The following is a 13,000-nucleotide window of genomic DNA, read 5'->3' on the forward strand; positions in this document are numbered from 1 at the left end:
TTAAGAATAAAGAACTTGAAGAAAAAAAGCGGGGAAATTTCCCCGCTTTTCTTATTATTTTTTACCAGTGAGCCACTGTGTCTGTAGTTTCAGTTCTTCCGGAGTCGGATTCGCCTTGAATGTAGGAGTTTCCATAGTCATTTTATCCAGAATAGCCTTTCCTTTCAGTGTCATTTTTTCTTTCTTACCGGCATTATCCCTTAAAATCGTTACCGTTACGTCCTGTCCGTCTTTGATGGTTCTGGTATAACCTATAAAGTCCTGCACTTTTTTGATATCTACCGTTTTTCCATCCAATGCAAGTACCTGGTCAGTGATTTTAAATCCTATACTTTTTGCAAAAGGAGAAAGTGCAGAGTTTTCATCAAAAGCAAAAGCATTGGTCTTTTCATCAAAACCAGTCTGGTTCGGGTCTTTGATAAACCAGAAAAGAGGATGGCTTTCCTGCTTTTGGATGTCTACGCCTACCATTTTCAGATATTCTGCATAAGGAGTCGGCTGGTTTCCTGCAATATATTTATTGTAGAAATCTTTTACCTGAGGATATCCGGTTACCGTTACCAGTTCGTCAATCAGTTTATCATCTTTGAAAGGTTTGTTTTCTCCAAATCTTTGAGACAGTTTTCTGATCATGTCACGATATCCCATCTCTCCGTTAGAAAGTTTTCTAAGCTCAATATCAAGACACATTGCCAGAAGAGCTCCTTTTTCATACACATTTCTGTATTGATCTTTGTAAGGCTCAACTAGTACATTTTTACTCATTACCGTAAATGGCATTGTATCATCATAACTCTTGGAGTTGGCAATCTTCTCACCAATTCTTTGAAGGAACTGATCTTTATTAATCAAACCTTCCTGAATCTGAAACAGGTTTGCAAAATACTCTGTTCCCCCTTCATACATCCACAGGTGCTGAGACATTTTCGGGTCTGCATAATCGAAATAGTGAATCTCTTCAGAATGGGTCTTAAGAGGGTTTACAGTATGGAAAAACTCGTGGGAAACCACATCTGTAATGGTATTGTCAATAGCATCTTTCGGCATTGCTTCCGGGAGAACCACACTTGTAGATTCGTGATGTTCCAGTGCTCCGAAACCTTTCACACTAGGTCCGTCACCTCCTGAAAGATAAAGCATGATTGCATACTTTTTATTGGTATTCATATCACCCAGGAATTTCTTTTGGGCAACCACCATTTTTTCCAGATTTTCTTTGAAATCGGCAGCTTTGTACTTTCCTGTTGGAGAATATACTCCCAGTACCAGATCCATTCCTCCTGCATTAAAGGTAATATAATCCGGTTTTGTATACATAAGCGGAGAATCTGTTACCTTAGCATAGTTCGCAAGGGTATAGGTATCTGTAGCATCAGATTTGTCCTGGTCTACCAATGCTGTTGTTCCGTAGAAATCCGTTGGCTTCTGAACGATCAGCTGATAAGGAACATCCTGCATATTATCAATATACCCGATAAATCCGTGAGTATTGATCATATATACCTTACCCGCTTCAATATCTGTTCCTGACGGAGAAAATACCGCTTTATGCTTTGATGTATCTAATTCGTCATCAAAACTGTCATTCACAAGATAAGAGATTTTGGAAAGACCCTGCGCATTTTTCAATGAATAGGTATTATCATTTACTTTAGTGAAAGTAAGTTCTTTTCCTTTATTATCGTAAAATTTGATCCCTTCGATGAATCTTCCATAGTCGTCTACAGAATAAGTACCCGGAACCGTTTTTGGGAAATGAAATTTAACATCCCCGGATTTCATTTTCGGAAATTCCATGGTAACGGCTACTTTATCATCTTTTACATTGACAAGATCAATGGTTGTTTTTATAGACTGAGCATTTGCTAAAAAAGAAGCAAAAATACCGAGACTAAGTACTGTTTTTCTCATTAGGTTTACATTAATAATTAAATAGTTGCTCTTTTTGTCATTTTGTTACGGAAGAAGTATTAAACTTTTCTTAAAGTTTTTCATGTAAAAAGTGAAAAAGGCAAATCTGCTGGTGTACAAATTTGCCTTTTTCCTTTATTTATTATTGTAATAATTGATATAATAGTTGGGGTTGAATTCAACCGGGCTATTCTTTTTAAGCTTTACGGTTTGCCATTCTTCCGTAGGATTTATAGTCTGATCTTCATTGATGATGATAGGTAATTTCAGGTTTTTTACCACATCTGTATAACGGAACTTTAAAGTATCACCATTTTGAGTGTACTCAAGAGTTGGTATTTTTATTGTTCTCAGGTATTGATCAAAAACAGTTGAGAAATCAATGCCGGATTTTGATGAAATATAATTTTCAATCTGCTGGGTGGTAACCGTCTGATGATAAAAATCTTTATTCAAACCTCTTAAAATCTGTCTGAACTTTTCATCATTGTTAATTACCTGTCTTATCGTATGAATCATGTTGGCGCCCTTCGGATACATATCTCCGCTGCCTTCATTTCTTACTCCATATTGGCCGATAATAGGAACGTCATTGTCTATCCCTTTCCTGATCCCCTGAACATAGATTTCAGCAGATTTTTTGTCCATATATTTTTCCGTAAAAAGAGTCTCGGAATAGTTGGTGAAACTTTCATGAATCCACATATCAGCCTGGTCTTTTGCTGTAATATTATTGGCGAACCATTCATGGCCGCTTTCATGAATAATAATGAAATCCCATTTTAATCCAACGCCTGTCCCTGAAAGATCTCTTCCCAGATAGCCGTTCTGATATTTGTTTCCATAGGCTACATTACTCTGATGTTCCATACCAAGGTGAGGAGACTCTACAAGTTTGTATGAATCTTCATAAAACGGATACGGACCAAACCAGTATTCAAACGCGGAGAGCATAGGTTTTACCTGTTGAAACTGTTTTTTTGCCTTATCCAGATTATAGTCAATAACCCAATAATCAAGGTCCAGCTTTCCTTTTTCACCCTCAAATACATCTTTAAAATTTACATATTTTCCTATACTCGGGATAATGGAGTAGGCGTTGATTGGATTTTTAACCTCCCAGGTATAAGTGGTTTTACTGCCGGTTGTTTTTTTATCAGTCAGTCTGCCATTCCCTACGCCCACCAGATCATTAGGAGTTACAATTTTCATAATAACTCCGTTATCAGGTTCATCGCTCCAGATATCTTTGGTAGGAAGCCATATGGAAGCTCCTATTCCCTCATCAGCAGCAGTCATCCATGGATTTCCTTTTTCATCCTTAGTGAAAACCCATCCGCCATCCCATGGGGCGTTTTTAGCAATGGTAGGTTTTCCGGAATACGTAACATTGATGGTATATTTTTCGCCTTTTTTGAATTTTTTATTCGTAGTAATGAAAATGAAGTCTCCGTCCTGCTTATAATTGGCAATAGGAAAGCTTCCTTCCACTTTATCAGCTTTCATCGGCTGTTGAAGGTCGATCTGGAAAACAGGGTTCGTAACATCTTTAATTATCTCAAAGCTGATTATATTATTTCCCTTAATGCTTTTCTGCTCAAAATCAGGTTCTACGGAAAGATCATATTTTTTGACATCCCAAAAATTCCTGAATTCAGTATTGGAGCCCTTTAAAGTATCCTGTTTGGTGAAAACCTTACCCTTTTCAAAGAACTGTCCGAAAACAAGTCCTGAGGCAAATAACAGGGTATATGACAACTTTTTCATTTAAACTTTTATTAATAATATTTTCAAAAGTATAAAATTAAATCAATAGCACATACCGGAAATGCAATAAAATATAGATTTTGGCAAGGCATAAAAAAGCCCGGTCAATGCCGGGCTGTAAAAATTTATTAGATTTTTATTTTTTGATGAATTTAAGGTTTGTTGTGGTTCCTTTATCTTCAATTGAAATAATATAAGCTCCAGTGCTTAATTTTGAAACCTGGATTTTATTATCATTTATCTGACCGTTCATCACTTTCTGACCTGCCATATTGGTAATGATAAACTGAGCTTTAGATGAAATCTGGGTTACATTTAATACATCACTGGCCGGATTAGGGTAGATCTGAATTGAGCTCTTATCTTTTACGGTCTCACTGGTAGAAAGCTGCTGCTGGATCAGTACCGGATAATCCTCTACTTCACCATATTGCTGGTTGCTGCATCCGCTGTTTGGCTGGCTTTCATATCCCAATACAACTCTCATTATCACATTTCCTCCGGTGTATGCATCTGCAGGTACTGAGAATGTTCCTGAAACAGGAGTTGCTATACTAGGTGCGCTGGTATAGATTACTTCAGATGAAGAGAATACTCCGTCTTTGTTGAAGTCTATCCATGCTGTTACCCCATCATTATATTGTGACCCTGTCCATGCTTTAGTGATACTTACATTGTTACCTGAAGATCCTGCCATAAGGGTGATCAGTTTTGTAGGATCCGTAGTATAGTCTGTGTATGGTGTGTTAGCACTGCTATTTGAGACAGGGTTCATTCCCGAAGGAGTTACCGTCACATTGGAAATATACTCGTCAGCTGCATTTGTGCCGGTTATAGAACATTTAGCAAATGAAGCCGTTGTGAAATTCGTTGATGCAGAATAAGAACCTACAGAAGATCCGCACACATTGGCTATCTGTACTTCATATTGAGTAGATTCTGTAAGACCTGAAATGTTATAAGAGTTTGTTGAAACAGGAACAGTAGTCCATGTTGCCGTTCCTACTTTTCTGTACATTACAGAATATGTTGCTCCTACTAAAGCTGTCCAGTTTACAGATGCTGAGGTTCTTGTAATACCTGTTACCGTAATACCTGCCGGGGCAGACGTTGTACAGGCACTTGCAGATGCGGAAACTGTGGCATTTCCAACTGCGTAGAATACATTATCAACGGCGCTTACTCTTATCTTTACACTGGCACCCGTTGCTAAAGAAGAGAACGAAAACGGCTCAGCTCCGTCATTAGGGGTGGAAGCATTAATTACAGTCCATGTAGTTCCATTATCTGTAGTATAGTCTAATTTAACGTTCTGTACATTATACGGCGCATTATTAGTGTTTACCACATCCCAGGTAACAGCTCCCGGAGTATTATTGTAAACCGTAGTTGAAGTTACTTTGAAAGGTCCTTCATTTCCAATATCCACTTTCATCAGACTGCTTTGGGTCTGTTGTTGTGCAGCGTCCGGGTTATTATCTCTCACCGTTACCTTGAAATTCATAGTTCTTGGTATGTTGGATACTGTTTCCCAATCTACAGCACTGGTAAGAGTGCCATTAAGAACATTTGCCAATTTAGGGAAATAACGGGTAGGGGAGTTTGTAGGCATTAGAGACCTAAAGTTTGCACCATTATTTCTGGTTGCACTTACTGGTCCAAAAGTAGAAGTAGCCAGATCATACTGTTCCCATGTGTAAGTCATTGGATCATTTTGCGCATCTGCAGCAGAAGCTGTCAGTACAAAAGCCGTTCCTTTAGGAATCATTTTATTAACCAATGGCTGTATAGAAGGAGGTGTGTTGGCTACTGCTGTAATAGTACCACAATCCTGAGCATTCACATAAGCTCCTACTTCTTCAATGTTTTTGGTATGAAAATAAGCATCAGAATGCATCTGAACATTATAATTGGTAATACCGGCGTATCCCATAATAGTGGATCCAGATCCTGGTTCCATATGGGCACCGTGCAAGGCAATAGACATTGTGTGTGCAGCACCGAACTGGTGACCGATTTCATGAGCTACAAAATCTATATCATAATTATCTCCGAAAGGCTGATCCGGAGTAGAAGGTGAAGTAATTCCTGCACCTTTAGAAGTCGCATCATTATTGCTTGCAGGATTTCTGCAGACATTTCCTACATCTCCGGCACTTCCGCCGCCACCTCTGTGGCCAAAGAAATGTCCTATGTCATAGGCATTGTTACCTACACCAGCAGTATTGGAAAGTGTTTGCTGAAGCTGCAGATTCCATGCACCGGGAGCACTATAGGTTCCGTTTGAATTAGTAATTACAGTAGAGTAAGGGTCTGTTGCAGGATTTGTAAATATAAGCTGTGGAAGATCCTGTACAATCATATGGATTCCAAAATCTTTTTCAAAAACACCATTTACACGGTTCATTGTAGCATTAATACGGGCTGCGGCTCCAGGAACACCTCCGGCAAGTTGAGTGTATTCACCGTTTACAGAGATTGCAATTCTATAGGTTCTGTATTTTTGTTCATTACTTTTATTAACATTACCGAGTCCGTTTAAGACATTTTTTGACTTCAGAAGTTTATTCATGTCTTTCTTTGCCTTCTCAGGCTCAGAAGTTCTGCATTCAAAAGGATCTTCATGAGATTTGTTGGATTTAAAAAAGACACCAAATACATCCTTTTCTTTATTGATAGGCTCTATAAATTCGTATTTCCCGGTATCAGAGTCGAATGTCATAGATTGAAAATCATTGGGTGCAGTACTGAACCGGATTTGTTTATGAGGATTATCCAGTCCGATACCGGAATAGGCTCCCAATTCATATCTTTCTGCCATAGATTTTTCTACTACAGGCGAGCTGTACACTGAAAATCTTTCAATTCTTCCATCTGCTGTTGGAATAGAAACAGTAACAGGATTTCCTCCCTTTCCTGCTTCAGGAGCATTTTTCAGCTGTTCTCTCAATGCAGAAAGATCAAACTTGTAGGCATATTCTACTTTAACTTCTTTTCTTACCGGTGTGATTTTCTCCGAGACCGGCTCCCAGCGTTGTGCCTGTAAACCGCCTAAACTTAAAGCCAGTGCACACACAAAAATAATTTTCTTTTTCATATTTTTTATTGATTGTAGTTGAATTTTTTAAAGATAGTGTATTTTATTAAAAAAAATATTACTAATACGGAGTTAATTGTTCCCAACTTTATATTATTAGTTTAATTCTATCATTGTTTTAAATTAAATTAAGAATAAATATAATTAAGGTTAATATTTTTATATAAAATAAGCGCTACCATTCGGGTGAACAGTAGCGCTTAAGCTTTTACTAGTAAAAAATACCGGTTATTTCTGTACTGCTGGAAGATTTCCGTTGCTTTTTTGTACTTTTTTATAAGTGAATGTACACATCATGATACTGAATTCATATAGAATAAGCAGTGGGAATGCGGCCATCAGCATACTTAAAACATCTGCCGGGGTAATGATTGCAGCAACTACCATAATCAAAACAATAGCGTGGCGACGGTAAGTTTTCATAAACATTGGCGTAAGAATTCCGATGCTGGTAAGGAAATAGATCAGAATCGGAAAAAGGAAAATAACGCCCATTCCTAAAACTACCTGTAAAAATAAAGTGGTATAATCACTTAAGTCATAAAGCGGAACAATAATATCTGAAATCTTGAAGATCACCCCAAAATTAACCGCAAACGGAAGAATTAAAAAATAACCACACATCACTCCGGTCATGAAAAGAATCCATACCGCATTAATAATATAAATAGAATTCTTTCTTTCTCTCGGGTGTAGAGCAGGGCCAATAAAACGCCACAATTCCCATACAATATAAGGAAATGCTGCTACCATTCCTCCAAAAATAGAAACTGCCATCATTACATTGAACTGCTGATACAATCGCTGTACACGAACAGGGAAGTCTTTGGGAAGGTGAATACTGTCTTCTCCAAGAATCATTCTTGAAAAATGATTTACAATTCTGAAGGTTGGGAAATCATTTCTGGTAGGCCCAAAAAAAACATGGTCCATAATCCAGTTGATATTGAAACCAACCACAAAAGCCGCAATTATGATAGCAATAATCGAACGGATCAGATGCCCTCTTAATTCTCCTATATGCCCAAGAAAGGACATGTCTTTACCATCACTCACAGAATACAATTTTTAAAGCGCAAATTTATAAAAAAAATGACAGAAGTAAGCGCCTGCAGATTATTAGTTAAATTTTACTCTTGATCTGCAAATCATCTTTCACTTATTAATCTTTAAATTTCGGATTTTATTTTCTAATTAATCCCTTCATCCAGCAGTTTATGCAGATCTATAATCCCGAAATACTTTCCGTTTTCCGTTACAATAAGCTGTCCGATATTGTTTTCTTTCAGCGTTTTCATGGCTTCTTTGGCCAACGCATCTTTCTCAATAGTTCTTGGATGGGCAGACATAATATCTTTAGCCAATACCTTACTGATATCTTCTTCTTTCATCAGCATCCTTCTCAAATCTCCGTCTGTGATGACACCAATGATCTGATCCGAGTTAGTTACAACTGTGATTCCGTGGCTTGATGCACTGATTGAGATAATGACATCTCTTATTGATGAATCTTCTGTAACCTGGGGTTTTTGAGAAGAAAGAAACTGCTCTACCTTAGAAGTCAGGTTTTTTCCTAAGCTTCCTCCGGGATGGAATTTGGCAAAATCATTAGCCTTGAAATCATTCAACTCCATTAAAGCAACAGCCAAAGCATCTCCCAAAGCCATCTGGATTGTGGTAGAGCTGGTAGGAGCCAGTTTATTCGGACAGGCTTCAACGTCAACATGAGTATCTAAAATAACTTCAGAAAACTCAGCCAGTTTACTCTTTTTATTTCCCGTCATTCCGATCAAAGCGGAAGAATAATCTTTTAAATAAGGAACCAGGTTCGCAATTTCAGGTGAATTTCCGGAATTTGAGATACATAAAACAACATCCTGTTTCTGAATCACTCCCAGATCTCCATGGATAGCCTCTGAAGCATGCAGGAACTGTGAAGGGGTTCCCGTTGAGTTTAAGGTAGCTACAATTTTATTTCCTACATGGGCTGATTTCCCAATTCCTACTACAATAAGCTTTCCTTTTGCCGAGTTGATGATCTCTACTGCCTGTGCAAATTGGTCATCAATTCTGTTTTTTAATTTTTCGAGTTCAGAAATCTCTATTTCTAAAGTGGTTTTTGCAATTGATATAATGTTGGTTCTATCCATTTTATGATGATAAGGTATACAAAAAAGTTCTTTAAAAACGTTATATTTTAAAAAGAATATTTAATATAAATTTTATTTTTTATAAATTCGTTCGCTTTTATTTTAAGCAGAATTTTTATAACTTTGGGTGTGATGCAAATTTAGCAATAGAAAATTAGATGAGCGCAAAAAAAGCCAATTTATCAGGCGAATTGAAAAAGTATTTTGGGTTTTCTACATTTAAGGGCCAGCAGGAACAAATTATAGACAACCTATTGAATGGGAAGGATATATTTGTTTTAATGCCTACAGGTGGTGGAAAATCATTATGTTATCAGCTTCCGGCACTTATTTCGGAAGGTACGGCAATCGTCGTTTCGCCCTTGATAGCGTTGATGAAGAATCAGGTAGATGCAGTGAACGGCCTTTCATCTGATGATGGGGTAGCACATGTATTGAATTCCTCATTAAACAAAACGCAGACCAAGCAGGTTTTTGACGATATCAAAAGCGGAAAAACCAAACTTCTGTATGTAGCTCCTGAATCATTAATAAAAGATGATTACCTGGATTTTTTGAAAGATGTGAAAATTTCTTTCTTTGCTATCGACGAGGCCCACTGTATTTCAGAGTGGGGACATGATTTCAGACCGGAATACAGGAACCTGAAACAGATTATAGACAGAATCGCCAATGTACCGGTGATTGCTTTAACGGCTACTGCAACTCCTAAGGTTCAGGATGATATCCAGAAAACTTTAGGAATGACTAATGCTTTGGTGTTCAAAGAAAGTTTCAACCGTCCTAATCTATATTATGAGGTATGTCCTAAAATCAATATAGATAAGGAAATCGTTAAGTTTATCAATCAGCATAAAGGAAAATCAGGAATTGTATACTGCCTGAGCCGGAGAAAAGTTGAAGAATTTGCCCAGCTCCTGCAGGTAAACGGAATCAATGCACTTCCTTACCATGCGGGGCTTGACCAGAAAGTGAGAGTTGCAAATCAGGATAAATTCCTGATGGAAGAAGTGGATGTGATTGTTGCAACTATTGCCTTTGGGATGGGAATTGATAAACCGGATGTACGTTTTGTGATCCACTACGACTTCCCAAAATCATTGGAAAGTTACTATCAGGAAACCGGAAGAGCAGGAAGAGACGGAGGCGAAGGACATTGTCTGGCATTCTACGACCCAAAAGATATTGAAAAACTGGAAAAATTCCTGGCTCAAAAACCAGTTTCAGAAAGAGAAATCGGATTGCAGCTTTTAAATGAAGTGGTAGGCTACGCTGAAACTTCAATGAGCAGAAGACAATATATCTTATATTATTTTGGAGAAAGTTTTGATCCTGTAAAAGGAGACGGGGCCAATATGTGTGATAACTCATCCAATCCGCCAAAAGTAAAAGATGCCACTGCAGACTTAAAAAAGTCATTGAAACTAATCAGTGATACAGGAGAAAAATTCAAATCCAAAGATCTGATTTCCGTTATTGTAGGGAAAGAAAATGCAGTGACAAAATCCTACAAGCTTGAGCAAAGTTCTCATTTTGGCTTTGGAAAAGAAGAAAAAGATAATTACTGGAAAACAATCCTGAGACAGGCAACCGTTCAGAATTTTTTACAAAAAGATATTGAAACTTACGGGGTTTTAAAGATTACAGAAAAAGGAAAAACATTCCTGAATGGTACTTCTAAAGACGTATTTTTAATTGCCGAAGACAGAGAATTTGATCTTACCCAGGCAAAAGCTGAGAGCGATCAGGTACAACAGCAGGCCGGCGGAGGTATGGATCAGAATCTTTTTAATCTGTTGAAGGAACTTAGAAAAAAAGTTGCCAAAAAACATGGAATTCCGCCATATACCGTGTTTATGGATCCAAGTCTGGAGGATATGACCGTTCAGTATCCGATTACAGTAGATGAAATTACCAAAATCTATGGAGTAGGCGAAGGAAAAGCTAAAAAGTATGGTAAAGAATTCGCTGATTACATTAAAACATATGTAGAAGACAATAATATAGAACGTACTCAGGATATGGTATTGAAGCAGGTGGCCAATAAATCAAGCCACAAGGTTTTCATTATCCAGAGTACTGATAAAAAGATTGACCTTGAAGATATTGCAAGAGCTAAAAACCTTTCTATGGATGAACTTCTGAAAGAAATGGAAAGAATTGTTTATCAGGGTACAAAGCTGAATATTGACTACTATATTGAAGATAATTTTGATGAAGACATTGTAGACGGATTTATGGAGTTCATGAACGAGTCTGAAAGTGACAGCATGAAGGTGTTGCTGGATGAATTCGGGGATGAATTGTCCGATGAAGAAGTGAGAATGCTGAGAATTAAATTCATCAGTGACGTAGCGAATTAAAAAAAATATTTTTTGATTATAAATTAAATAAAGCAGGCTTTTCAGTAGAAGAGCTTGCTTTATTTTTATATCGAACAAAGTCAGTAGTAAACTGTAATATACAATCAGCTTTTAAAGCTTAGTTAATTTCTGTTAATAAGCATCAAAACAGCAATTTTCATCCTCTCAATTCTTGAAATATAACCAAACTTTTTAGTAACTTTGATCTGATGAAAAAGATATCTGTCATATTTATTCTGCCGGACTTGGAAACCGGGGGAGCAGAAAGGATTGTTACTACTATAGCGAACCATCTTTCCAGAGATCGGTTTGAACCCAAGATTTTGCTGTTACGTAAACAAGGCGGATATTTGAATTTTCTGAAAAAAGATGTCGAAATTATCGATATCAATACTGAAAGAATAAGACATTCTTTAAAACCTATTTTAGGAGAAATCTACAGAAGAAAACCTGATATTGTGTTCTCTGGTTTTGGTGAAGTAAATGCCTATTTATCATTATTCATAAAGCTTTTTCCAAGAACAAAATTCATTGCCCGGGAAACCAATGTGGTAACTCAGCATGTAACCCGTAAAGAGATTAAATTTTTCTATAATTTTTACAATAACTATCAGAAAATCATTGCGCAGAGTGATGATATGATGAAAGATCTTGTTGATAATTTTAATATTAAAAAGAAAAAAATTGTCAAGATCAATAATCCTGTAGACTTTGATTTTATTGAAGATAAAATGGCCCTGTCTTTAAAACCGGAATGTTTCAAATACAATTATAAAAATGTAGTGGCTATTGGCAATTTATCATCCAGAAAAGGGTTTGATAACCTGCTGAAGGTTTTTTCCAGACTGAAGAATGAAAACATTATGCTTCATATTCTGGGTGATGGAAAAGATAAAGATATCTTACATCAGACCAAAGAACTTTTAGGATTAAAAAAAGTGATTTTTCATGGCAGACAGGATAATCCCTACCAATACTTGAAATATGCAGATTTATTTGTACTATCTTCAAGATACGAAGGATTCCCGAATGTTCTCCTGGAAGCGGGTGCCTGTGGAACTTATTCGCTTGCCAACAACTGTCCCGGAGGAATCAATGAGATTATTCAGCATAATGTAAACGGTGAAGTTGCCAATATTGAAAATTATGATGGTTTTGCCCAGCAGATTGTAAAAGTACTGCAGAATAATTACAATAGAGATGCTATAAGAAACTCTATTAAATCAAGGTTTTCAAAGAATATTATCTTGGATAAATACGAAAAGCTATTACTGGATCTAATGAAGTAGCAGGACTGCACTTATTTGTCTTATGGGGTTTTATTTTCTTAGATTTGGGGTGATAAAATAGATTGTAATGAATAAAATCCCGAAAATAGGATGCGCTTGTGAAAAACCTGACTTTAATTATACTGAATTCAGAAGTTCAGAATTAGGTATAGATCATACTAACGGAAGATATGGAGAAGTTTCTATTCAGCAATGCAAATTGTGTCAGAGAATATGGATTCATTATTTTGTAGAATATGAAAGTTTTTCCAAAAGGAATTGTTTCAAAAAAAGATCGTTCACAGATAACTCCTGAAAATGCAGTAGAATATCTGGAAAGCCTTGAGTGGTATGTATATGGAGGTTCATTTTTTGAAAGTACGGGTACATTTGGACAAGGAAAATTGACTCTATAATGTTTCATGCTTAATAAAAATAAGCCTT

The 13,000-nt window shown here is 36.8% G+C and carries 8 protein-coding genes; 3 read left to right on the forward strand and 5 right to left on the reverse strand.

The annotated features are described in order from the left end of the window. Window positions 1-54 precede the first annotated feature (54 nt). The 5 genes from ACLMCG_RS00115 to ACLMCG_RS00135 all read right to left on the reverse strand — a co-directional run bounded on the left by ACLMCG_RS00115 (window position 55) and on the right by ACLMCG_RS00135 (window position 8,925). Window positions 55-1,911, reverse strand: coding sequence for a PDZ domain-containing protein (locus ACLMCG_RS00115; protein WP_413958330.1), 1,857 nt, complete (start codon window positions 1,909-1,911; stop codon window positions 55-57). 135 nt (window positions 1,912-2,046) lie between these two features. Then, on the reverse strand, window positions 2,047-3,678 hold the full coding sequence (locus ACLMCG_RS00120) for a M1 family metallopeptidase (protein ID WP_413958331.1): 1,632 nt from the start codon (window positions 3,676-3,678) through the stop codon (window positions 2,047-2,049). A gap of 136 nt (window positions 3,679-3,814) precedes the next feature. Further along, on the reverse strand, window positions 3,815-6,775 hold the full coding sequence (locus ACLMCG_RS00125) for a reprolysin-like metallopeptidase (protein WP_413958332.1): 2,961 nt from the start codon (window positions 6,773-6,775) through the stop codon (window positions 3,815-3,817). A 228-nt stretch (window positions 6,776-7,003) separates the two neighbouring features. After that, a complete protein-coding gene (gene tatC / locus ACLMCG_RS00130) occupies window positions 7,004-7,831 on the reverse strand; it encodes a twin-arginine translocase subunit TatC (RefSeq protein WP_223600879.1) in 828 nt (275 codons plus the stop codon). 134 nt (window positions 7,832-7,965) lie between these two features. Beyond that, window positions 7,966-8,925 (reverse strand): KpsF/GutQ family sugar-phosphate isomerase, encoded by a 960-nt coding sequence (locus tag ACLMCG_RS00135; protein ID WP_413958333.1) that lies wholly within the window; start codon window positions 8,923-8,925, stop codon window positions 7,966-7,968. Between the two features lie 158 nt (window positions 8,926-9,083). Between ACLMCG_RS00135 and recQ the strand changes: the two genes are divergently transcribed. From recQ to ACLMCG_RS00150, 3 genes are all read left to right on the forward strand, one after another. Continuing rightward, entirely contained in the window at window positions 9,084-11,288 is a 2,205-nt protein-coding gene (gene recQ / locus ACLMCG_RS00140) for a DNA helicase RecQ (protein WP_223600877.1), read from the forward strand. A gap of 209 nt (window positions 11,289-11,497) precedes the next feature. Then, entirely contained in the window at window positions 11,498-12,577 is a 1,080-nt protein-coding gene (locus tag ACLMCG_RS00145; protein WP_413958334.1) for a glycosyltransferase, read from the forward strand. Between the two features lie 236 nt (window positions 12,578-12,813). Next, window positions 12,814-12,972 carry a hypothetical protein gene (locus ACLMCG_RS00150; RefSeq protein ID WP_413958335.1) on the forward strand — a complete coding sequence of 53 codons (159 nt, stop codon included), beginning with the start codon at window positions 12,814-12,816 and terminating at the stop codon, window positions 12,970-12,972. The last annotated feature ends 28 nt before the right edge of the window (window positions 12,973-13,000 follow it).

Origin of the sequence: Chryseobacterium sp. S90 (genome assembly GCF_047444895.1) — a bacterium.
Lineage (GTDB): Bacteria > Bacteroidota > Bacteroidia > Flavobacteriales > Weeksellaceae > Chryseobacterium.

Bases quoted from the DNA above. Each gene is read 5' to 3' on its own strand.
- ACLMCG_RS00115 (WP_413958330.1), bottom strand. From the start codon at position 1,911: ATGAGAAAAACAGTACTTAGTCTCGGTATTTTTGCTTCTTTTTTAGCA.
- ACLMCG_RS00120 (WP_413958331.1), bottom strand. From the start codon at position 3,678: ATGAAAAAGTTGTCATATACCCTGTTATTTGCCTCAGGACTTGTTTTC.
- ACLMCG_RS00125 (WP_413958332.1), bottom strand. From the start codon at position 6,775: ATGAAAAAGAAAATTATTTTTGTGTGTGCACTGGCTTTAAGTTTAGGC.
- ACLMCG_RS00135 (WP_413958333.1), bottom strand. From the start codon at position 8,925: ATGGATAGAACCAACATTATATCAATTGCAAAAACCACTTTAGAAATA.
- recQ (WP_223600877.1), top strand. From the start codon at position 9,084: ATGAGCGCAAAAAAAGCCAATTTATCAGGCGAATTGAAAAAGTATTTT.
- ACLMCG_RS00145 (WP_413958334.1), top strand. From the start codon at position 11,498: ATGAAAAAGATATCTGTCATATTTATTCTGCCGGACTTGGAAACCGGG.
- ACLMCG_RS00150 (WP_413958335.1), top strand. From the start codon at position 12,814: ATGAAAGTTTTTCCAAAAGGAATTGTTTCAAAAAAAGATCGTTCACAG.